The organism is Pontibacter liquoris, assembly GCF_022758235.1.
Taxonomy (GTDB): domain Bacteria; phylum Bacteroidota; class Bacteroidia; order Cytophagales; family Hymenobacteraceae; genus Pontibacter; species Pontibacter liquoris.
On record NZ_JALEBG010000001.1, the window covers coordinates 2,263,456 to 2,286,982 of the forward strand.

General features: G+C 53.3%; 16 protein-coding genes. 10 read left to right on the forward strand and 6 right to left on the reverse strand.

The genetic code is table 11. From position 1 onward, the window contains the following. Position 1 precedes the first annotated feature (1 nt). Positions 2-4,516, reverse strand: coding sequence for a glutamate synthase large subunit (gene gltB / locus LWL52_RS09365; RefSeq protein WP_242919139.1), 4,515 nt, complete (start codon positions 4,514-4,516; stop codon positions 2-4). 385 nt (positions 4,517-4,901) lie between these two features. Then, positions 4,902-5,216, reverse strand: a complete 315-nt coding sequence (locus tag LWL52_RS09370) for a hypothetical protein (protein ID WP_242919141.1) — start codon at positions 5,214-5,216, stop codon at positions 4,902-4,904. Between LWL52_RS09370 and LWL52_RS09375 the strand changes: the two genes are divergently transcribed. From LWL52_RS09375 to LWL52_RS09395, 5 genes are all read left to right on the forward strand, one after another. After that, entirely contained in the window at positions 5,215-5,757 is a 543-nt protein-coding gene (locus LWL52_RS09375) for a TetR/AcrR family transcriptional regulator (protein WP_242919143.1), read from the forward strand. The genes LWL52_RS09370 and LWL52_RS09375 overlap by 2 nt on opposite strands. A gap of 77 nt (positions 5,758-5,834) precedes the next feature. Beyond that, positions 5,835-7,169, forward strand: coding sequence for a TolC family protein (locus LWL52_RS09380; RefSeq protein ID WP_242919145.1), 1,335 nt, complete (start codon positions 5,835-5,837; stop codon positions 7,167-7,169). Positions 7,170-7,187: 18 nt separating this feature from the next. Next, a complete protein-coding gene (locus LWL52_RS09385; protein ID WP_242919147.1) occupies positions 7,188-8,333 on the forward strand; it encodes an efflux RND transporter periplasmic adaptor subunit in 1,146 nt (381 codons plus the stop codon). Between the two features lie 30 nt (positions 8,334-8,363). Further along, entirely contained in the window at positions 8,364-11,564 is a 3,201-nt protein-coding gene (locus LWL52_RS09390; RefSeq protein WP_242919149.1) for an efflux RND transporter permease subunit, read from the forward strand. 281 nt (positions 11,565-11,845) lie between these two features. Then, positions 11,846-12,460, forward strand: a complete 615-nt coding sequence (locus LWL52_RS09395) for a hypothetical protein (RefSeq protein WP_242919151.1) — start codon at positions 11,846-11,848, stop codon at positions 12,458-12,460. Between the two features lie 76 nt (positions 12,461-12,536). On the opposite strand, the gene LWL52_RS09400 is transcribed toward LWL52_RS09395, so the two are convergent. Beyond that, complete coding sequence (locus LWL52_RS09400) at positions 12,537-13,412, reverse strand: SDR family oxidoreductase (RefSeq protein ID WP_242919153.1); 876 nt, start codon at positions 13,410-13,412, stop codon at positions 12,537-12,539. A 115-nt stretch (positions 13,413-13,527) separates the two neighbouring features. Between LWL52_RS09400 and LWL52_RS09405 the strand changes: the two genes are divergently transcribed. Further along, positions 13,528-13,944, forward strand: coding sequence for a nuclease A inhibitor family protein (locus LWL52_RS09405; protein ID WP_242919155.1), 417 nt, complete (start codon positions 13,528-13,530; stop codon positions 13,942-13,944). Position 13,945: 1 nt separating this feature from the next. On the opposite strand, the gene LWL52_RS09410 is transcribed toward LWL52_RS09405, so the two are convergent. Continuing rightward, positions 13,946-15,397: a phytoene desaturase family protein gene (locus LWL52_RS09410; protein WP_242919157.1), complete on the reverse strand. Its 1,452-nt coding sequence runs from the start codon at positions 15,395-15,397 to the stop codon at positions 13,946-13,948. A gap of 94 nt (positions 15,398-15,491) precedes the next feature. Between LWL52_RS09410 and LWL52_RS09415 the strand changes: the two genes are divergently transcribed. Continuing rightward, a complete protein-coding gene (locus tag LWL52_RS09415) occupies positions 15,492-16,322 on the forward strand; it encodes an SDR family oxidoreductase (RefSeq protein WP_242919159.1) in 831 nt (276 codons plus the stop codon). Between the two features lie 3 nt (positions 16,323-16,325). On the opposite strand, the gene LWL52_RS09420 is transcribed toward LWL52_RS09415, so the two are convergent. After that, positions 16,326-18,092, reverse strand: a complete 1,767-nt coding sequence (locus tag LWL52_RS09420; protein WP_242919161.1) for an APC family permease — start codon at positions 18,090-18,092, stop codon at positions 16,326-16,328. Positions 18,093-18,421: 329 nt separating this feature from the next. Between LWL52_RS09420 and LWL52_RS09425 the strand changes: the two genes are divergently transcribed. Further along, positions 18,422-19,657, forward strand: a complete 1,236-nt coding sequence (locus tag LWL52_RS09425; RefSeq protein WP_242919163.1) for a BaiN/RdsA family NAD(P)/FAD-dependent oxidoreductase — start codon at positions 18,422-18,424, stop codon at positions 19,655-19,657. Positions 19,658-19,738: 81 nt separating this feature from the next. Beyond that, positions 19,739-20,191 carry a ferritin-like domain-containing protein gene (locus LWL52_RS09430; RefSeq protein WP_242919165.1) on the forward strand — a complete coding sequence of 151 codons (453 nt, stop codon included), beginning with the start codon at positions 19,739-19,741 and terminating at the stop codon, positions 20,189-20,191. A gap of 252 nt (positions 20,192-20,443) precedes the next feature. Here LWL52_RS09430 and LWL52_RS09435 read toward each other — a convergent pair whose 3' ends face one another. Continuing rightward, the gene (locus tag LWL52_RS09435) at positions 20,444-22,270 is read right to left on the reverse strand and encodes a DEAD/DEAH box helicase (RefSeq protein ID WP_242919167.1); all 1,827 of its coding nucleotides are present in this window, start codon (positions 22,268-22,270) and stop codon (positions 20,444-20,446) included. A 697-nt stretch (positions 22,271-22,967) separates the two neighbouring features. Here LWL52_RS09435 and LWL52_RS09440 point away from each other — a divergent pair. Beyond that, positions 22,968-23,507 (forward strand): hypothetical protein, encoded by a 540-nt coding sequence (locus LWL52_RS09440; RefSeq protein ID WP_242919169.1) that lies wholly within the window; start codon positions 22,968-22,970, stop codon positions 23,505-23,507. Positions 23,508-23,527: the final 20 nt, after the last annotated feature.

Genomic DNA, 23,527 nt, shown 5'->3' on the forward strand with positions numbered 1-23,527 from the left:
CTTACATAGCGTTTCGCAAGGTTTCTTTATTTTGAGAGAGTACCGCTTTATACTCCTGCGGGATCACTTTCATGAAGTTCCGGATAGCTTGGTCCCAGCGCTCCAGGATGCCGGCGGCCAGACGGCTGCCGGTATACTGGACATGGCGCTCGAGCAGCTGGCGTAGCATCAGGTGCTCTTCATAGGCTACCGGGTCCAGGTCCACCATCTCAAGATTGCATTGCCCGGGCAATTGCTGTCCCGGGTCATATACAAAGGCCAGCCCGCCGCTCATGCCGGCGGCAAAGTTGCGGCCCGTAGCCCCCAGGATAACCACTACGCCCCCTGTCATATATTCGCAGGCATGGTCGCCTACTCCTTCCACCACAGCCCGGGCACCGGAGTTACGTACGGCAAAGCGCTCGCCGGCCATGCCGTTGATGTATACTTCGCCGGAGGTGGCGCCATACAGGGCCACGTTACCGATAATGATATTTTCCGCCGGATTATACTTACTTGTTCTGTCGGGGTATACAACCAGGTGTGCACCCGATAATCCTTTGCCAAAGTAATCGTTGGCTTCGCCTTCCAGCTCCAGGTGCAGCCCGGGTGCCCCAAAGGCCCCAAAGCTCTGCCCGGCAGAACCCCGGAAGTTGAAATGAATGGTTTTTTCGGGTAAGCCCGCTTTTTTATACTTTTTTGAAATTTCGTTCGAAAGCAGGGTGCCGACCGATCGGTCGATGTTCTTCAGGGGGAAAGAGGCCCGGACAGGCTTACCGTCGTCGATTGCCTCCTTTGCTGCTGCCAGCAAGTGCCAGTCTAGCACGTCGTCCAGTTGATGATCCTGCGCTATTTGCTTGTAAAGCCCCACCTCCGGACCTGCTGCTTGCTTGTAGAGCAGCTTGCTCAGATCGAGCGCCTTTAATTTCCAGAAACCTGCATTCTCCCGCACTTTCAGCACATCGGCTTGCCCTACCATCTCATTGATGGTGCGGAAGCCAAGCGCAGCCATATGCTCGCGCAGGTCCTCGGCCAGGAAAAGGAACAAATTGACGACGTCCTCTGGTTTGCCCGTAAACAAAGCCCGCAGCTCCGGGTCTTGGGTAGCTACCCCTACCGGGCAGGTATTCTGATGGCATTTGCGCATCATAATGCAGCCCGCCACAATTAGGGCTGCCGTGGCAACGCCCCATTCTTCGGCACCCAGCAAAGTAGCAATAGCCAGGTCGCGACCCGTGCGGATCTGCCCGTCTGTCTGCAGCACCACCCGGCTGCGGAGGTTGTTTTTCACCAAGGTCTGGTGTGCTTCCGCAAGCCCCAGTTCCCAGGGCGTACCGGCATGGCGGATGGAGCTAAGCGGTGAGGCGCCGGTACCCCCATCATGGCCCGAGATCAAAACTACGTCGGCCTTTGCTTTGGCTACACCGGCTGCCACCGTGCCCACGCCTGCTTCCGCCACAAGCTTCACGTTGATGCGGGCAGCACGGTTCGCATTTTTCAAATCGAAGATGAGTTGAGCCAGGTCTTCAATCGAATAAATATCGTGGTGCGGGGGCGGCGAGATCAGCCCCACGCCCGGGGTCGAGTGCCGTACGCGCGCGATCCAGTCGTCTACCTTATGGCCGGGCAGCTGGCCGCCCTCGCCGGGCTTGGCGCCCTGCGCGATCTTGATCTGCAGTTCATCGGCATTGGCCAGGTAATAACTCGTCACACCAAAACGGCCGGACGCCACCTGTTTGATAGACGATCGCTCCGAATCCCCATTGGGCTTCAACTCGAAACGCACCTCATCCTCCCCGCCTTCCCCGCTGTTGCTTCTGGCCCCGATGCGGTTCATGGCAATAGCCAGTGTGCTGTGCGCCTCATACGAAATAGACCCGAAGGACATGGCGCCTGTCGCAAATCGCTTAAGTATACTTTCCACCGGCTCTACTTCTGCCAGCGGCACTGGCTGACGCTCCCGGAAGTCGAGCAGGCTGCGCAACGTGATAGCCTGTTGTTGCTGGTCGTTTACCAGCTGCGCATACTTTTTGTACAGCCCGTAATCGTTACGGCGGGTGGCATGCTGCAAAAGATGGATCGTTTCAGGGTTCATGAGGTGGCGTTCGCCATCGCGCTTCCACTGGAAAAATCCCCCTTCAGGCAATCGTGGGCTCAGATGGTGCGCGTATACATAGGCATGCCGCACCAGCACTTCTTTGGCAATACCATCGAAGTCAATGCCGCCGATTGTAGAAACCGTACCTTCAAAGCATTTGTCGATCACCTCCGGGCTGAGCCCCAGGCATTCAAATATCTGCGAGCCCTGGTAAGCCTGCAGCGTTGAAATGCCCATTTTAGAAAGGATCTTGAGTAAGCCATTACCTATTGCTTTCACATAGTTCTGCACCACCTCCTCTTCCGGTAAGCGCTGTGGCAGCTCCTGTTGTTTATTTAGCGAGAGGATGGTTTCAAAAGCAAGATAAGGGTGCACGGCGCTGGCGCCATACCCGATCAGGGTAGCGAAATGGTGCGTTTCCCAAACATCCCCGGCTTCTACCACCATGCTGGCTTTGGTGCGTAGCCTCTTCCGGATCAGGTGGTGTTGCAAAGCGCCCGTTGCCAGCAAAGACGGGATGGGGGCATGCGCCGCATCCACCGCCCTGTCTGAAAGCACCAGCACATTATAGCCTGCCGCAATGGCCGCTTCCGCATCGGCACACACCCGGTCAATTGCCTCTGTTAGCCGCTGCGGCTGTCCATCGGCATTAAAAACCAGCGCTATTTCCTTGTGCCTGTAGCCATGTTGGTCCAACTGCTTTAGCGTAATGATATTCTCGTACGTGAGCACAGGTTGCGAAATATGCACTTGGCTGCAATGTTTGGGTGATTCGGATAAGATGTTCTGCCCGGAGCCCACCCGCGTGAAGAGTGACATCACCATCCGCTCGCGGATAGGATCAATGGGCGGGTTGCTGACTTGTGCAAAGTGCTGCTTAAAATAATGGGACAGGTGCTGGCTCTGGTTCGAAAGTATGGCCAGTGGCGTGTCCGCTCCCATCGAGCCGAGGGGCTCTTTTCCGCTCGCTGCCATGGGGGCCAGGATCATTTTCAGGTCTTCTGAAGTATAGCCATAGACCTGCTGCCGTTGCCGCAGCGTATCTTCCTGTAGCACAAACGCTGGCACCCGGGGCGGAAGCATCTCGCGAAGTTTAAGCCGGTTATGGCGCACCCATTCCATATAGGGCCGGCGGCAGGCAACTTTCTCTTTTATCTCCTCATCTTCCAGGATGCGGCCCTGTTCTAAATCAACTATAAACATCTTGCCCGGCTGCAGGCGCCCTTTCCGTATCACTTTCGCCGGGTCTACGGGCAAGGCACCGGCTTCGGAGGCCATAATCACGGTGCCGTCGGAGGTGACGCAATAGCGCGAGGGGCGCAGGCCGTTCCGGTCGAGCATGGCGCCAACCATTTTGCCGTCCGTAAAGCAAATTGCCGCCGGTCCGTCCCAAGGCTCCATCAGCGAGGCGTGGAACCTATAAAAATCTTTCTTTACCGGCGACATCTGCTCATTATGTTCCCAGGCTTCGGGCACCATCATCATCAGAGCATGCGGCAGCGAGCGGCCCGCCAGCACCAGCAGTTCGGCCAGGTTGTCGAAGTTAGCAGAATCGGATTGGCTGGCATCGCAAATAGGCAATAACAGGTTCAGCTCCTCTTTTGTGAACAGCTCGGATTCCATCAGGACTTCTTTGGTCTTCATCTTGTTCACATTGCCCCGGATGGTGTTTATCTCCCCATTGTGGGCAATAAAGCGAAAGGGTTGCGCCAGCTTCCACTTCGGGAACGTGTTGGTCGAGAACCGGGAATGCACCAGGGCAATGGCCGAAACAAGGCGTTCATCCTGCAGATCGGTATAATATTGCTTTACCTGGTCGGTGCGCAGCTGGCCTTTGTACACGATCACCCTGCCTGAAAGACTTGCAAAGTAGAACTCGCCATGGTTGCCTTCTACCAGGCGGTTGATGGTATGGGTACTATAGTTACGAAACACGTATAGCTTCCGCTCCAGGGCATCGGCTTGCAGGCTCTCATCAACCGGTTTTATAAACAGCTGTTCAATGGCGGGCTCATGGGCAAGTGCCGTAGCCCCGATACCTGTCCGGTTAACAGGCACAACCCGGTAACCAAGTATAAGGAGGCCCAGCTTGGCGGCGGCTTCTTCCAAAAGCTGCCTGCATTGTTGCTGCAGCGCAGCCTGCACCGGGAAGAACACCATCCCCACGCCATACTTGCCGGGTGAAGGCAGCTCGAAACCGAGTGGACGGCATGCTGCTGCTAAAAAGTCGTGGGGTAGCTGGAAGAGAATGCCGGCACCATCGCCTGTTTCCGGCTCGCAGCCACAGCCTCCCCTGTGCTCCATATTTTCCAGCATGACCAACGCGTCTGCCAGGGTAGCATGCGTCTTCTTTCCGGCCAGGTTGGTCACAAAGCCGATACCACATGAGTCGTGCTCCGCTTGCGGGAGATAAAGGGAATTATCAGTTTCTTTTGTCATGGTCTGCACAAGGGTAAGTATCCTCAGCAATAAAGCTGAGGGGCATCAAACGAAATAAATGGAAGTTGATCAGGAAAAGCGGCTATCGGGAATGATCATGCAGGATACAACACCTGAAGAAATGTTTGTGCAGCAAAGAACCGGGAAGGAGACTAGTAAAATAAAGAACCATTCTTCAATTTTTTAATAATAAAAGAGATGCATAATCAGCATTACATCAACAATATATGGCCTATTTTACGAATATGAAAATTTATGTTCATAAAACTACTGATTTTTTTAGGCAGGTAAAAAGATCGCCTCTGATGTGGAAAGGGTTTTTACATCCGGCAATAAAGCTACCTAACAGGTATAAAAAAGAGCATTTCAGCCACGCATGCGACCTTTACCTGCCCCACACGCTGCCAATTCTGGTAACTAAATAATAGTAGCCATTGCCCCCTGTTTTTCGCATTTTTTTCTTCCCTGCGGCTGCGTGCACTTCATCTGAAATAAATGGTTTTAAGCCGGTGAATAGCTGCTGTCTGGCGGCCACAAAAGCAAACCAAGTAGGTATTTTTCTAACTTCCTGCCGCTGGAATAGCACTTTCCGTTGCCCGGTAGATAAAAAATCAATTACCTTTGCTACCGAATGAACATTCAATAGACTGGAGCTAATGGAGAATGTTGCCGATAAGAAGCGCGCTATTTTCAAGAGCATGCTGGCCCTGGTAAAGGAAAATGGCTTCCATGGCACACCCATGAGTATGGTGGCGCGGCATGCCGGCGTAGCAGCCGGTACCATTTACCATTATTTCGAAAGCAAAGAGAAGCTGATCTGTGAGCTCTTCGGCTATATCCGAAAGCAGATGATAGCAGCGGTAGCGAAAGGCGATGCCGAGCCTCTCTCGTACAAAGACCGCTTTTATTCTATCTGGATGAACCTTTACCGGTTTTATGAGGCGAACCCGGACATGCTATGGTACATCGAACAGTTTGTGAATTCGCCGTATAATACGAGGAAACCCGAAGCCGGTCCCGATGCCTTTCATTCCCAGCTCTTCAGCTTTTTCAGTAGGGGTGTAACGGAAGGCTATTTAAAAGACATGAACCCCGAGATCCTTGGAATTTTAGCCCATGTAAACATTATCATGACCGCTAAAATGCAGGGCAAAGGCCAGGTTGTAATTTCAGACCCTGAATTACAGCAGATCGCCCAGTTGCTGTGGGATGGCATGTGCCGCCACCCCGGCACCTCCTGAACCGGCAACTCACCTGCCCTAGGCAGGTGACTGGCAGCAACATACAAGACCGAATCCTAACGTGCAAAATAGAATACATGAAATTAATTAACTGTTTTAAGCCATTGCTGCTGGGGATGCTGCTGTTCCCCTCCGCCCGGCTGCTGGCACAAACAAAACCGGCCACCCCAGCGCAGCAAACGCTGACCCTGGAGCAATGCGTGGCATACGCCTTAAAGAACAGGGCTGCCGTGGAGCAGGCTTTGCTGGATGAGGAAATCGGGCAGCACGAGATCAAAGCGAACTTATCGGGCTGGTTACCCCAGATTTCGGCCAACTATGGTGGCACCCATCTTTTTAAGTTACAGCAACAGCCTTTTGGCGGCGAAGTGCGCACCATTGGGCAGAAGTATACTTCCAATATTTTGCTGCAGGCCACGCAAACGCTCTATAGCTCGGAGCTGCTGCTTGCTTCTAAAGCATCCCGTTATACCCGTCAGCAACTAGCCCTCGATATCCAGAACAATAAAATAAATACGGTGGTGGATGTGAGCAAGGCCTTCTATGACATCCTCTTCACGCAGGAGCAGCTCCGCATCCTGGACGAAAACGTAGCCCGCCAGGAAAAGCAGTATAACGATGCCCGCAGCCGTTTTGATGTAGGCCTGGTAGATAAGACCGACTACCAGCGGGCGGCCATTACGCTGGCCAACATCCGCAGCGACCGCAACCGAGCGCAGGCAAGTATAAAAGCCAAGGTTGCCCTGCTCAAGCAACTCATGGGCTACCCCGTAGCATCCGACCTGGACCTAAGCTATGATTATAACCTGATGCAGCAGGCCGTACTCCTGGATACCACTGAAGTGATAAACTTTGCCAACCGCATCGAGCTGCAGCAACTCCAGACCCAGCAGCAGTTGCAGCAGCTCAACACGGCTTATTATAAATGGAGCTTCCTGCCCACTGTTTCCTCCTACATCAACTATAACTGGCTCTATTTTAACGATACCTTTTCGGGGCTTTACAGCCAGTCCTACCCTACTTCGGGCGTGGGCCTGCAGGTGTCGCTCCCTATTTTCCAGGGTACCCGCCGCCTGCAGAACCTGAAGATCGCCCAGTTGCAGGAGCAGCGCCTGGAGCTGGAAACCGAAAATACCCGCAAGGCCATCAACACCGAATACCAGGCTGCTCTGGCCCGTTACAAAAGCGATTACTACGAGTGGACGACCCTGCGCGATAATGTGACGCTGGCCAGGGAAGTATATGACGTGATCAAACTGCAGTATGACGAAGGCATCAAAGCCTATGTAGACCTGGTAGTGGCTGAAACCGACCTGCGCACGGCGCAGCTGAACTACTACAACGCCCTCTACAATGTGCTGGCCAGCAAACTCGATTACCAGCGCGCGCTGGGTACCATAAACATCCAATAATATAAGCCCATAAAACGAATGAGAATCACATACGCATGGTTGCTGGCAGCCATAATGAGCCCGGCTATACTTGCCTCCTGCGGCGGGAAAGAAGATGTAAAGCAGCAGAACCCGGCCGCCATGGCGGTGCCGGTTACCGCTTATCCTGTAAAAAAACAAGCCGTGACCGGCACCGACACCTATCCGGGCAACATTGTATCACTACAGGAAGTGGAGCTGCGGCCCCAGGTATCGGGCTATATCACCAACATTTTTGTGCAGGACGGACAGCGGGTTACCAAAGGACAGAAACTTTACGAAATAGACCGCACCCGCTACCAGGCGGCCTACCAGCAGGCAAAAGCCAACCTGCAATCGGCACAGGCAAACCTGGAGCGCAACCAGAAGGATCTTCAGCGCTACGAAACCCTGGAAGCCCGTGAAGCAATTGCCAAACAGCAGGTAGATTATGCCCGCACCAACGTGCAGACTGCCCAGGCCCAGGTTGCCGCGGCCCGCGCGCAGGTAAGCAGCGCAGCCAATGAGCTGAGCTATGCCATAATCACAGCGCCTTTCGACGGGGTAATCGGTATTTCGAATGTCCGGGTCGGGGCGCAGGTATCGCCGGGGCAGCCACTCCTGAACACCATTTACAGCATGGCGCCTATCGCTGCGGATTTTGTTATTAACGAGCAAGAAGTACCGCGTTTTGCCAATTATATGAGCAATCCCAAGGCGCAGCCGGATTCTCTGTTCACCATTGCCCTGAACAACGGCCAGGTATACCCACATGTAGGAAAACTCATTACCGTAGATCGTTCCATCGGGCGTCAGTCGGGCACCACCACCGTGCGGGTGGAGTTTCCGAACCCCGAGCGCCAGCTTATACCCGGCATGACAGTTGATGTGCGCGTGCTGAACCAGGATATCGGCCAGCAGGTGGTGATTCCTTACAAAGCCGTGACAGAGCAGCTGGGCGAGTATTTTGTGTATGTGATCCAGGGCGATTCGGTGCACCAGCAGAATGTGCAGCTGGGTACCCGCTTTAACGGCAACGTGGTGGTGCGCGAGGGGCTGGCGGCCGATCAGAACATCGTGCTGGAAGGCATTCAGAAGCTGCGCGAGGGCGCCAAAGTACAGGTGGGCGACGCGGCAGCGCAGCAACAGGCCCCGGCCAAACGCTAAGAAGAAGTATAGGTAATTATCCCGAGCAACATGATTTCAGATGTATTTATAAGAAGACCCGTCACCTCCATCGTCATTTCCATTGTGATCGTGCTGGTGGGTGTGCTGTCGATGATGAACCTGCCGATTACCCAATACCCCGACATCTCTCCGCCAGTAGTATCGGTTTCGGCCAACTATACCGGGGCGGATGCCCAGACGGTAGAGCAAACGGTTGCCACGCCCATCGAAACACAGATCAACGGTACGCCCGGTATGGCTTACATCACGTCTACCAATACCAGCACCGGCCAGATGAACATGGCGGTGACCTTTGAAGTAGGCACCGATATTGACATTGCCACGCTCGACGTACAGAACCGGGCAAGTATAGCCTCCCCCAGCCTGCCCGAAGAAGTACGCCGCCTGGGCGTGATCGTGCGCAAGCGTAACCCGAGTATCATGATGGTAATTGGTATTTATTCGCCAAAAGGGACCCATGATATTCAGTACCTGGACAACTATACCAACATCTTTGTGCGCGAGGCCTTGCTGCGGGTACCGGGCGTGGGCGATATCAACGCGCTGGGCCAGGATTTCAGTATGCGTATCTGGCTCAAACCCGATAAGCTGGCCCAGTATGGCATTAGCGCTAACGAAATTACAGGGGCCATTCAGGAACAGAACATGCAGGTGGCCGCCGGTACGGTAGGTGCCAAGCCGCAGTATGACAACCTGGCGTTTCAGTACCCGATCACCGTAACGGGCCGCCTGCAAACGCAGGAAGAGTTCGGCAACATCATTGTGCGCACCAATCCTGAAAACGGCTCGCTGGTATACCTGCGGGATGTGGCCCGCATAGAGTTCGGCCGCTTTGATTATGGCCGCGCCGCCACCATCAACCGCAAGCCCTCCGCTATCCTGCTCCTTTACCAGGCGCCGGGAAGCAATGCCCTGGAAACTGCGGATGGCGTGTATGCTGCCCTGGATCAGCTGAAAAAGTCCTTCCCTGCCGATGTAGACTATGTCGTTTCCTTCGAAACAGTATCGGTGGTACAGGTATCCATCAACGAGGTGGTGCATACGCTGGTCGAGGCGCTTATACTTGTGATTATCGTCGTGTTCCTGTTCCTGCAAAGCTGGCGGGCCACGCTCATCCCGGTGCTGGCTATTCCGGTTTCCATTATCGGAACGTTCATCTTCTTTATCCCGCTTGGTTTCACCATCAACACGCTTACTTTGTTCGGCTTTGTGCTGGCCATTGGTATTGTGGTAGATGATGCCATTGTGGTAGTGGAAGCCGTGCAGCACTACATGGATACCCAGGGGATTTCGGCCAGGGAGGCTACGCGCAAAGCCATGAAGGATATTACCGCGCCGGTAATTGCCATTGCGCTCATACTGGCCGCTGTGTTTATCCCCGTGGGCTTTATACCCGGCATTGTAGGCCGCCTCTACCAGCAGTTCGCCATCACCATTGCCATCTCGGTGCTGATCTCGGCTTTTGTAGCCCTTACGCTCACCCCGGCGCTCTGCTCACTCATGCTTAAACCCATGAACGTGAACAAAGACTCTAAAGGGCTGAATAAATTCTTCTACAAATTCAACAACTGGTTTGAACGAACCACGAACTCCTACTCGCGCGGCGTGCGCAAAAGTATAAAAGCCACCCCGCTCGTACTCATCCTGCTGGTGTGCGTGTATGTCGGCACAGTGGGCTTGTTTGCGACCAAACCAACCGGCTTTATACCTACCGAGGATGAAGGGCGCTTGTTTGTGTCCATCGAGTTGCCGGAAGGCTCCTCGGCTAGCAGAACGGAAGCGCAGCTGGCCCGCATGGGCGAGATACTGGCCGACATCCCGGCCGTTAAAACCTATACAGCCATCGGTGGCCTGAATGCCATTAACTTCTCGTTTAAATCTAACAGCGGTACCATCTTTTTACAATTGCAGCCCTGGGACCAACGCAAGGAAGAATCGCAACAGCTGCAGGGCGTCATGGCTACGCTGAACCAGCGGTTTGCCGCTCTCAAAGAAGCCAATGTGATTGTAGTAGCTCCGCCGGCTATTCCGGGCCTGGGTAGTTCGGGCGGCTTTAGCTTTATGCTGGAGCAGCGCGCAGGTGGCGGCGATCTGAAGCAGTTTGAGGGCGTGCTGGGCCAGTTTCTGGGCGCTGTGAACCAGCGGCCGGAGATTGCGATGGCCTACAGTTTCTTTAACACCCGCACGCCTGGGTACCATGTCACCATCAACCGCGAAAAAGCCAAGCAGCTGGGCGTTTCGATTGCTGATGTGTATGCCACGATGTCGTCCTACATGGGAAGCCGCTACATCAACGACTTTACCCGCTACGGACGTAATTTCAGGGTGGTAGCGCAGGCCGATACGTCTTACCGCATGGATATTGAAAGCCTGAAGCAGTTCTACGTGCTCAACCGGCAGGGAGAATCGGTGCCGCTGAGTGCGCTGGTTACCTCGACAGTGGAAGAAAATGCATCCGTTATCTCTCACTACAACCTGTTCCGCTCGGCCGAGGTGATGGGAAGTGCCGCCCCAGGTTACAGTAGCGGCCAGGCCTTGCAGGCGCTGCAGGAAGTAGCCACACAAGCCTTGCCTGCCGGCTATGGGTATGATTTCTCGGGCATCAGCCGCGAGGAACTCACCGCCGGTAACAGCACCATCTATATTTTCTCGCTCTCGATCATACTTGTATTGCTGCTGCTGGCTGCCCTGTATGAAAGCTGGTCGGTGCCGTTCTCTATCCTTTTTGCTATCCCGCTGGGCATGTTCGGGGCTATTCTGGCGCTTACGCTACTACCCCGCCTGGATAATAACGTGTATGCCCAGATCGGTATGATCACTTTGATCGGACTAGCTGCTAAAAATGCCATCCTGATCGTAGAGTTTGCCAAAGAACGGGTAGACCGGGGTATGGAGCTTATAGAAGCGACCATTGAAGCCGTAAAGCTACGCCTGCGCCCTATTCTGATGACGTCGGCTGCCTTTATACTTGGCGTGGTGCCGCTGGCTACTGCGTCGGGTGCGGGTGCCGTGTCGCGCCAGACGATTGGTTGGGTGGTGATCGGTGGTATGCTAGCGGCTACGTTGCTGGCCATATTTGTGGTGCCGGTGCTGTTCGTAGTAATTACGCGGCTGGCTTATGGCAAACGCGGATTGGCCGAGCTCCGCGAAAAGCAGGCCGCCACAGCGGACGATGGCGGCGATCCGGCTTACGTGAACCCGCACCACTAAACACGGTTACATTATACTTTTTAAACCAAAACACCCGGTTCTGAGGAACCGGGTGTTTTGGTTTAAAAAGGAGGATACAATTAGCATGGATGCTAGGCTGAGCAGGAGAGGCAAGTATAACAGCGGCAAGAATCCCTGCTACTAATTTAGGTTGCCGCCCTCCGCCTGCGTCTTTGTTTTGGCAGCTGTAGTCGGGCAAATCCCGCTCCTGGTCTAAAAACTGCACGGGTATGCAGGGCTTTGTTTATCTTGTCAGCTGCGACTGCTTGCTCCTCCAAACGATGAACTTCAAGAACTTCACTCTCAATGGCATCAGTGTTTTCCTAGGCCTGATTTTCTTTACTGCCGGTATGGGCAAGCTGTTTTTTGAGCACAGGTACCCGGGCCTGATTGGGCCGGTATGGCTGGAGGAACGGCTTGCTACCTTCTGGCTGGGCCTGTTTGCCCGCTTTATTGCCTATACGCAAGTGCTGGTGGGGTTTGTGCTCCTCACGCTCCGTTACCGCACACTTGGCGCTATCATGCTGCTGCCTCTGCTGCTCAATATCCTGGTGGTCACCATATCGCTTCACTGGCGGGGCACGCCCTACGTGCTGGCCTTTTTGCTGGGGCTGAACCTGGTATTGCTTTTGGCGGAGGCTCCCAAGCTCCTGCACCTGCTGGGCTTCCGCACGGCTTATCGACCACCGGTAGCGGCACCCTCGCCTGCTACTTACGGGCTGGTATGGCTGGCAGGACTGGCCGTAATGCTAGCCAGTATACCGGTGTCCGCTTACCTGCCGGCAGCAGGTTACCTGCTCAGTATACTAGGCCCGGGCATCGGGCTGGCGACCTACCTGAAAGGAGGCCGCGCCGGAGAGCAGCCAGCAAGTCCGGCAACGCCATCTCCCATATAAAAAGCACATCAGCAATAAGTTACGATCTTAATATCAAAGTATAACACCAGAAATCTCATTACCTGCAAAGTATACTTTACTGACCTTTGCCGCGCATCTGTTTTTCCATGGCATCCCACATTTCTTGCGGGATCTGGTCGAAGCTGTTGAACTCGCCGGCCCCGTAAAGCCACTCGCCGCCGTCTATGGTCACTACCTCGCCGTTCACAAAAGAAGCATAATCCGATACCAGGTAGGCTGCCAGGTTGGCCAGTTCCTGGTGTTCGCCAAACCGGCCCACTGGAATGCGCCTCAGCGGATCCAGTTTATCGGCCAGTTGCTTCGGAAAAAGGCGCGTCCAGGCTCCTTCCGTCGGGAAAGGTCCGGGAGCGATGGCGTTGGAGCGGATGCCATACTTAGCCCATTCCGACGCAAGCGAACGCGTAAGGGCCAGCACGCCTGCCTTGGCCGTAGCAGAGGGCACTACATAGCCGGAGCCCGTCCAGGCATAGGTGGTCACAATGTTCAGGATGGCGGCTTCCTGCTTTTGCTCGATCCAGTGCTTGCCCAGAGCCAGCGTGCAGTTATAGCTGCCTTTCAGCACAATGTCCACCACCACATCAAAGGCCTTGTGGCTCAGGCGTTCGGTAGGGCTCACAAAGTTACCCGCAGCATTGTTCACCAGCACATCCACGCGGCCGAATCTGTCCAACGTGGCCTGCAGCATGGCTTCCACCTCGTTATACTTGCGCACATCGCAGGCAAAGGGCAGTACCTGCCCGCCGGTTTCCTGCGCCAGCTCTTTAGCGGTCTGCTCGAGCACGTCGAGTTTGCGGCTGCAGATCACGGCATTGGCGCCCAGTTCTAAAAAGTATTTCACCATGGAGCGGCCCAACCCGGTACCGCCGCCGGTTACCACGATGGTTTTCCCTTTTAGGGCGCCCTCTTTTAACATGGGTTCTGCTTTTATCATCGTTCTCTCGTATTAAGATTTCAGCGGCCATTTTTGGCAGCACATTACCTAAAGATAAGAAGCGATTTGGATTGACACCTATAAACCATTTCAATTAAAACACATGGGCACCATAATGAACAAAGAAGAAATCCAAAACGCATTGGCCCGGGCAACAGACGGCCTGCTGATGCACAGCGAAATAGAGGCCCCTTTTGAAGTTGTTTTCCACTCTCTGCGCCCAGGCCAGCAATTTGGCCCCGAGGCGGTAGCGGAATGGGCCGGGAAACCGTCAGGCATGGCCGTGGAAACAAAGGAGTTGGAGCAGTTTATGGACGAAATGAAAGGCATCAGCACCGACGCACGCCAGGAGGGCAGTATGGCATACCGTTACCAGAAACTGGTGCAAACGCTACATCAGCTGCTACGCGATGTGAAAGTATACTGCATCACCCAGATTGGCACCGAAGTATTTATTCTGGGCAAGACAGAAGCAGGCGACTACGCCGGCCTGCGCACCATGGTGGTGCACGACCAGGCTACGATTAATTGAGTTAAAAATGATCCTGCCATAACTTGTTAGCAGCAATAATGCCGCTCAGGCAGACACCTGGAATCCCCTGGCCGGGATAAACGGTATCGCCGCAGAGGTAAGCGCCACGATGGTCGAGGCGGGCATCTTTCATTTGCCAGGGTTTAATGTGCCGGTACTGCGGGTAGCCTCCTACTGCGCCATAAGCCCGCTTTGTCCAGAAGAGCCAGGCACCCGGCGTGGCCGCCTGCATATACTTGATTTTTTGCGGATCGATCAGCCCGCGCGTGGCCAGCGCCTCCAGTATCGCCGCTGCTATGGCCTCCTTGTCTTCGATGTACCTGGCTACCGGATCGGCGAGATGGGTACTGATGCTGGCCACTACCTCTCCGGCCGGCGCCCGCAGCTTATCCTCCTTATGGCTGAAACTGACAAAAATACTTTTGCTTCCCACCAGCGGTATCCCACCGGGAATATGCACCTGGTGATGGAGTATCTCGGGTTGCTCCTGCTGTAGTACGACACTCATCGTAAAAGCTCCCCAAAGTTTTTCGGATGGCAATGTATACTTGCTGAGCTTTTGCTGCAGGGGCTTGTCTGTAAACAGTTCCCGGGTATTGTTCAGGGGCATGCCGCTGATCACAAAGCGGCTCTCCAGTTCCGTTTTCCCCGTGCTGATCCGGTACCCCGTTGCTGTGGGCGTTACGGCTTTTACCTGCTGCCCATACATGATCTGATTGCCCTTGCTGGTTAGGTATGCCTCCAAGGGCTTTACCAGGTTGATCATGCCTCCGGGCACGTAATAGTTGCCATACAAAGTATAACACAACGCTGTCGCCCGGAAGAGTGCATTCACCTCCGGCAGGTAATTCTGGGCCGTGATGAGCAACTGTTCGTTTACAAAGGCCACAAACAACTCGTTTTGTAGCAGCTTATACTTGCTCAGCAACTGTTCCATCGTTTGGAAAGCAGCGGGCAGCAGCCTGAGGTGCATTGGTCGTACCCGCGCAGCCGAGAGCAGCAGATCTTTGGTATTAGAAGCAGGGAAGCTCTGCTGCTGCAGCGAGGTGCGCCATACCTGCTGGCTCAACGTATAGCAATGCTCCCAGAAAGGCCGTTGGTTATACTTCCCGAAAACCCGTTCAGCTTCTGCTATCCAGTCTTCCAGTTGCGGGTAGCGCGTCAGCAGCTGTCCGTCGGGCAGGTGCACCTGCATGGGTGTTTGCAGCCGCAGAACGGGCAGCCGGATGCCTGTTTCAGCCAGCAGGTAATGTAGCGGCATGTGCGCATCCAATCCTACCAGTGTGGTAGCGCCAGTCTCGAACCAGTAGCCTTTGCGCCTGTAACTGGCCGAACAACCCCCGGGGTATTTGGCCTGCTCCAGCACGCAGACCTGCAGCCCGCGTCTGGCCAGCAGCGCTGCAGCTGTTAAAGATCCGAACCCGGCGCCGATCACCACGACATCATACTTCATTTTTGCGTTATTTGCTGTAGTTTTATACCCGGTAGCTAAACACAAAAGCCAAGTCTTTGTTGGCACCCGGCACAAAATCACACCTACAATCTATATGGCGGAAAAAGCAGATATCAGTATAATGGGATGCGGCTGGCTCGGATTGCCCCTGGCCGGCAACCTGGTGCAGGCTGGCTACCGCGTAAATGGCTCTACCACCTCCCCTGCCAAGCTACCTGTGCTGGGGCAAATGGGCATTACCCCATTCCTGATCAACTTGCAGGAAACAACGCCGGGACAGGAAATACTGCACGACTTCCTCAATGCGAAGGTGCTGGTGCTTAATATTCCGCCCTTGCTGCGCGCTGATGGTGGCGAAAGTTACCTGCAGCAAATGCACCTGCTGCTGAAAGCATTGCTCACCTCCCCGGTCAACCGCATTCTTTTTGTGTCCTCCACATCCGTTTACCAGGACCTAAACCGGCTCGTAACCGAAGAAGACATTGTATTTACTGACGAGCAGGAACCGGGCAATATGCTGCGCAGGGCAGAGAAACTGATTTCCGGGCGGGAAGAATGGCTGACGACCATCGTGCGTTTTGGCGGATTGGTGGGCGGCAGCCGGCAGCCAGGCCGGTTTTTGGCTGGCAAGCAAAACGTGCCACAGGGCGATGCGCCCGTTAACCTCATCCACTTGGAGGATTGCTTGGCGATCCTGCAGCGGATCATAGAACAGGAAAAATGGGGGCAGACTTTTAACGCCTGTGCCGGGGAGCACCCGCTGCGTCGGGAGTTTTATACCAAAGCAGCCGAAGCGTTAGGCCTCACGCCTCCGCAGTTTGCCGACATGGACAAGACAAGCTTCAAGCTCATCAAAAGTCAGAAACTACAGGACGAGTTGGCTTATACCTTCATGCATCCCAACCCGATGACATTCTTTTCCTGATCCTCAGATCACCAGCCTCACCCCACCAAGTTCCTCCAGCCCATACAGAAAGCGGTTGCCGGGAGAGCCAATAAACATGAAATTTTTCGGTATTTTCCATTCTTCAGAGAGCAGTTCGATCAGCTCCGGTCCGAAATGGCCATGGATCGTAACAAAGTCCACGTCTATATCGGGGTACGCCCTGTCCAGCACACCAATATCCTCGATGAGCTTGTGTGGCGGTTCTTCCCCGTCTTTCAGCACGTTAACAATTTTGATCTTGTTTGTCTGTTCATTCTCCTCCACATAGCGCATCACCTGGTTGATGTTGGCAATGTTATCGCCCCGGGTAAAGAACACGAACTCCTGCGACTGGATCTCATTGATCAGGCGCTTAAGGGAATACGATTTAAGCGGGATAAGCTTTCTGAGTGGTTTGGCCAGGTGCTGCAGCACGTACGTAAACAGGCGCAGCAGCCGGATACGGTACAGCATGATCAGCACCAGCGAGAGCGTGGGCAGAAAGTATTTGAGGAAGACAAGGATATACGCCGGGTTCAGGAGGGCGTTCCCGACCAGAGCAGCCAACACCGCAGCTATGGCTATAAACAACGAAAGTCCCGAAGCCTGCACCGGCCGGGGCAGCCGGTTACGCCGTATTTTCAGGAGGATGTTTCCTAAACCGAACAAGACCATCACCGATAAAAAGGAGATCGTATACACACCGGCCAAAGCGCCCAGGTCACCAGCCGTGATCAGGAGGATAGAAACGCAAAGCAGGAAGAAAGTAATCATGATTAGGTAGGCCGATCCTCTTTTGTTGGTGATCAGCAGAAATTGGGGCAGGCAGCGGTCCAGCGTCATGCGGTGCACTAAACCCGTTACCCCGACATACGACGTCAGGACGGCGCCACTTAACACCAGCGCCGCATCTACCGAGACAAGGATAGACAGCCACTTGCCACCGGCTATGCCGCCAAGGTAGGCCAGCAAGGCATTTTCATGCCCCGCTACCTCTCCCATCGGAATGATGGCCAGCACTAAAAAAGCCGTCAGTGGGTTGAAAATCGACACAGCCAGCCACATGTTGCGCAGCGTTTTAGGAAACACACCCTGGGCCTGTTCTTCTACAAAGTTAGCTGAGCTCTCAAACCCCGAAATGCCCAGCATGGCTGCCGCAAAGCCAAAGAACAACGCCCGCCAGATGCCCCCCTCCACGGGTTGACTAAAATTAAATTGCATGATACTGAGCCCGTGGGTGACCAGGTACGTACCGCCCACCACAATTAAAAGCGTGAGCGTAAGCATGTGCGTCAGAAAGATAAGGACCGCTACAATCGATGACTCGCCTATGCCCATAATGGTGAGCCCCATAAAGATGGCCAGCAGCACGATGGTGGCATAGATGACCGGAAGCCCTTCCCAGAGGTGGTGCACATAATGCATGGCCTCGTTGGCCGAGATCACGGCTGTAGCCATATAGGAAAGTAGTGTGAGGCAGGCGGCCATAGAGGCCGTTTGCTTGCTGGTGGTGTTGAGCAGCGCATTATACGCGCCGCCATTCAGGGGCAGCGCGCCTACCACTTCGCCATAGATGTTCCGGAAAAGAAACAATACACCACTCACCATCAGAAGCGATACCCAGGCATATTGCCCGGCATAAATAATAGCTAGTGCCGAGACATACAAACAGGAAGACGTGATATCGTTGCCGCAAATGGCCGTTGCGGCCAACTCCTGAAGTTTTGGCGCGTGCGGCGGGGAAAGCGCAGCATTTAAGTTTTTTTCCATGAGGTAGAGCTGGCAAAGGATACGCCTGTGCTGAAGGTATATATGCAGATTGGGGCCAAAAGTTTCAAGATGAGCGGGTATGCTCCGGTATAACTGCTGCCCCATAAGTATAAAAAACGCTTAAAAAACTCGCTTTGCCCTTACGGATGCTGCTACTCTCCGGCGCGGGCAGCTATGCCGGCACAGCAATGAGCGTCGTTCAGACGAGCGTTTTGCCCGAAAAGTGCTTAAATAGGTTGTCTGAACGACTTTGCAGGCATTCAGCTACTGCTGGTTGCGCTAAAACAGCTACCTTTGTACTCTTTTACATTTTTTAGGCAACAAATAACATGCAGGTAGTAGTGATTGGCGGCGGTGCGGCAGGTTTTTTCGGGGCCATTGCCTGTGCGCAGGCAAACCCGAAGGCACAAGTTATGCTGCTGGAAAAGTCAAATAAATTGCTGGCAAAGGTGCGCGTATCGGGTGGCGGCCGCTGCAACGTAACGCACCACTGCTTTGAACCCGCTGCCTTCGCTAATTTTTACCCACGTGGAGCACGGCAACTGAAAGAAGCTTTCAAACGCTTCGGCGCAGCCGACACCATCACCTGGTTTGAGCAGCGTGGTGTAAAACTGAAGGCAGAAGCAGACGGGCGCATGTTCCCGTTAACTGATAATTCGGAAACGATCATCCACTGCCTGCTGCACGAAGCAAAACGGACAGGCGTGCAGGTGCGCACAAATACGGGCGTAACCGGCATCGAGCCGATAACAGGCGGTTCGCAACAGAAGTATACGCTGCACCTGAGCTCGGGCCAGAGTATAACCGCTGACAAAGTACTCGTATGCACGGGAGGCAATCCTAAAACCACAGGCTACGACTGGCTGCGTGCCTTAGGTCATCCCATTCAGGAGCCTGTGCCTTCATTGTTCACCTTTAACGTCCCCGGCTCACCTTTTAAAGAGTTGCAGGGGGTGTCGGTACCCAGTGCACGCGTACGCGTGGCCGGCCAGAAACTGGCCTATGAAGGACCGCTGCTCATCACCCACTGGGGCTATAGCGGTCCGGCGGTTCTAAAGCTTTCGGCCTGGGGAGCACGCCTTTTTCATGACCAGCAGTATCAATTCACCATCCTGATCAACTGGATACCAACCTTAACCGAAGAAACCCTGCGGGAGCACCTGCAACAATACCGGCAGGCGCATCCGCAAAAAGTGGTTGCCACTAACCCGCTGTTCGGCCTGCCGCAACGCCTCTGGAAAGCGCTGGCACACCTGGCCGACATACCGGCCGAGACTAAATGGGCCGAGCTGCCTGGCAAAAACACGAACAAACTGGTGGAGGCGCTGCACCGGGCCCCCTTTGAGGTAAAGGGGAAAACTACTTTTAAGGAAGAATTTGTGACCTGCGGCGGCGTTGACCTAAGCCAGGTAAACATGCGCACCATGGAAAGCCGCCTGCAACCCGGTTTATACTTTGCCGGGGAGGTGCTGGATATCGATGGCATAACCGGCGGATTTAACTTTCAGGCTGCCTGGACGACCGGCTACCTGGCCGGCTTGGCGATGGCTGCTGCTGCGGACTGAGGGCGGCTGCGTGGCTGCGGTGGCAACAAAAAGACTTTAATATCAGTATTACTGCATGTTAGATCACTTAAAAGTAAAACTATGACGATAAATAAAGAACTATACTCTACGGTTCATCATCTTATCGAAAGATGCAAGGATGGCTCCAAAGGGTATAAAACAGCCGCTGAAGATATTGAAGACCAGGATCTGAAAGAACTCTTCCTTAAGTATGCCGTGCAGCGCGACAGCATGATCACTGAACTGCAAGACCAGTTAACAAAAATGGGCCATGCCGATGACGAGTCCAGCTCCCTGGAAGGTACTGTGCACCGGGCGTGGATCGATCTTAAATCGGCCCTTTCTTCCAAAGACCGTGTTCGGGTGCTGGAAGAGTGTGAGCGTGGCGAGGATTATGCGGTAAAAGCCTACGAGGAAGCCCTCAAAAAGGAATTGCCTGGTCCGTTGCATCAGATTGTGGAGCAGCAGTTCCGCGATGTAAAGAACGCCCACGATCATATCCGTTCTCTGCGCAATGCCGCCAGAGAGGCTTAATTCTTTTGAGATCAAAGTCAAATATTAAAAAGGGCTTCGGCCCTTTTTTGTTTTCTTACGATAAAGGAAAGCTGCTGCAAGACTGGTGTTTACCAATAGCATCTTGGGGCAACGCAACAGGCGTTTCTACCTAAAAAGTGGAAAAACAAAAAGGCCGACGTTTCAAGTCGGCCTTTTCTAACAGTTTCAGAAGTTTTTATACTTCAAACGCTGTATAAGTAAGTATACGAAAGCGCTACTCGGGAGTTACGCTTAGAATCTTTTTTTACGGAATCCGCCACGGTCACCGCCGCGATCGCCGCCACGGTTTCTGTCGCCGCCACCAAAACGGTCGCCACCGCCGAAGCGATCACCACCACCGCCACTACGGCGGTCACGGAAAGAGCCTCCGCCACGGTTTCTGTCACCGCCACGACCTTCGCCGCCGGAACGGTTAAAGCCAAAGTCTTCGCCACCGCGCTCGCTGCGGCCACCTTCGCGTTCTGTTCCTTTTTTATCGGATTTCTCTACGATCACCATGCGGCCATCCACTTCGATACGGCCTACCCGCTTGAGGATATCGGCCGTATACTCGGTCGGCACTTCCACAAAGCTGAACTTGTCGTAGAGGTCGATGTCGCCTACACGTGAAGCAGGAATATCACTGTTCTGGCTCAGCAGATCGATGATGTCACGCGGGTGTACGCGGTCTTTCTTGCCGATTGTGATAAAGAGGCGGTCCATACCTTCTTTGGCAGCACCCAGTCCTTTTTCTACTTCAGCACCTTTCTCTTTTACTTTGGCCTCTTTCATGCTCATTTTGAGCAAAGCAGCCGCTACATCAAGTGGCGTGATGCCGTCGGATTCATTTACAAAGCGCTCAATGCGGGCCACGTGCTTGGCAAGATGTCCTTTCTCCAGCACTTCCTTCACTTTCTCGAAGTATAACGTGGTGCGAATCTCGTTCACATCTTCCACAGACGGCACTTGCTGCAGCACGATCTTGGCTTTTGTGAAACGCATAATATCCTTGATCTTGTAGCCATCGGTACGGCCACCTACAAACGAGAATGCTTTACCAGACTTGCCGGCACGGCCGGTACGGCCAATGCGGTGCACGTAGGATTCTTCATCCTGCGGCAGATCGTAGTTAAATACTGCTTCCACATTCTCCACGTCCAGGCCACGGGCAGCCACATCAGTCGCTACCAGAATCTCCAGGGTGCCGTTGCGGAACTTGCCCATCACGTTAGAGCGCTGGTTCTGGTTCATGTCGCCATGCAAGCCATCGGCAAAATAGCCACGGGCCTGCAGGTTCGATACCAGCTCGTCCACCATCCGCTTGGTATTACAGAAGATGATCGTAGATTTCAGGTTATACATGTCCAGCAAGCGTGACAGCACTTCCATTTTCAGGCCGCTGCGCACTTCAAAGTATACCTGGTCAATATTAGTTACGGTGAGTTCCTGGTGCACCACCTTCACAATCACCGGATCGGTCTGATAACGCTTGGTCATCTCCATGATCGGCTTGGACATGGTGGCCGAGAAGAAGATCGTCTGGCGGTCTTCCGGGATGCGCTCCAGTACATACTCAATATCCTCGCGGAAGCCCATGTCGAGCATCTCGTCGGCTTCGTCCAGGATGATTTTCTTTACATTATCAAGCACCAGCGTTCCGCGCTCGATGTGGTCCATCACACGTCCCGGGGTACCGATCACGATCTGTACGCCCTGCTTTAAGGCGCGCAGCTGGCGATCGTAGGGCTGGCCGCCGTAAATAGGCACCACGCTGATGCCCTGCTTATACTTGGCCAGTTTCTGAATCTCGCCGGAAACCTGGATAGCCAGTTCACGCGTCGGGCACAGAATAAGGGCCTGTACGCTGCGGTCGTTCTGATCAATGCCTTCGATAGTCGGGATGCCAAAAGCAGCTGTTTTACCGGTACCCGTCTGGGCCTGGCCAATAATGTCTCTGCCTTCTAAAACAACCGGGATAGCTTGCGTTTGGATAGGGGAAGCTTCTTCGAAGCCCATGTCTGCGATGGCTCGCTGAACTTCCTGCGAAAGCGGAAGCTCGTCAAATCTGATTTTGTTCATCTAATTTACTTAATAACCTAACTTATGACACATCTGGAGGCAGCCTGCCTTTCAACCTTTCTCTACTGAGAGAGCGACTTAACCTTTCTCTACTTAAGAGAGCGACACGAAAAACTAAAAACAACTAGGGCACGCCTACAGAGGGACTTTCCAGTTATGCAGTAAATCAGACTGATTCCAAATCGGGTGCAAAAATACAAAATATTTACCAGCTAAACTAGTTAAAGGTCCATTATAAAAAATTGCACTTCATTTACCCCCTAAAGTATGCGCCTCACCCAAGGTTTAAGCGAAGTCACGTACAATTAACTCCATTTTACCATTTATTCTGGTATTATTTATTTATATCATTTATATTACCTTAATAATTCATAAAAAATATTGGCTAAAGGAAACTATTATACTTGCTGCCCGTAAATGCCGCATATTAACACAAGAAAAACAGGCATTTACAATAAGTTAGGCCAGGAGTGTTATTGCAAAAAAATATCTCACGTAGATACAAAACGCGCTCCGGATTAGTATCTGTACCAGTAGCTGAAACCTAAACAAACCATTACCCGCTCCTCTTACTCCATAGATCGATCTACGGTCTAACTGCTCTTAAGCTGTTTATAACAAACCATTTAACAATAGCTTACCTGCAGATAAATGTGTAAAATCATTCATAAAGTATAAACCCTCAAGCTCTCAAATTATGTTACATTTTTCTAAAATTTCAGCAAAAGGCAAGGATTTTAACCTGATCGCCTCCGGTGCACTGGCGTTTAAGATTCATAACAAGATCCTCAAGGATGAGTCTTTAACACAGGGTACCAAAATCAGTAGAAACATGCTGCTTAACGGCATCCCTGTTTCGGAAAACACCGGGCAAAAGAAGGTTTACTTCGTCATTATTTCCGATCTCGACAAAACCAATGTAGAGGCGCTGTGTGCCACCATCGCGGCCGAGCGGGCAAAAGGCAGCTACGCCGTTTGCCAGGTTATACCTGTTTTCTACAACGAGCCTTCTTTTAAAGCCCTGAAAATGCTTCGCCAGAACTTTGATGAAGTGGTGGAACTGAACAAATTTAACCTGGGTGGCAGCAAAGCGCTTTCGCATGCCGAGCAGCAACAGTGCCTCATTACAGAGTACTCCCTATCTATGGCGCGCATCATGTACCATGTTTGTGTAAAGGATTTCGCTCCGAGCTATCCCAAAACAGAACAGCGCGTTCCCGTGCAAGCCTATGCTTAAACCTTTACGCTTATGGTCAA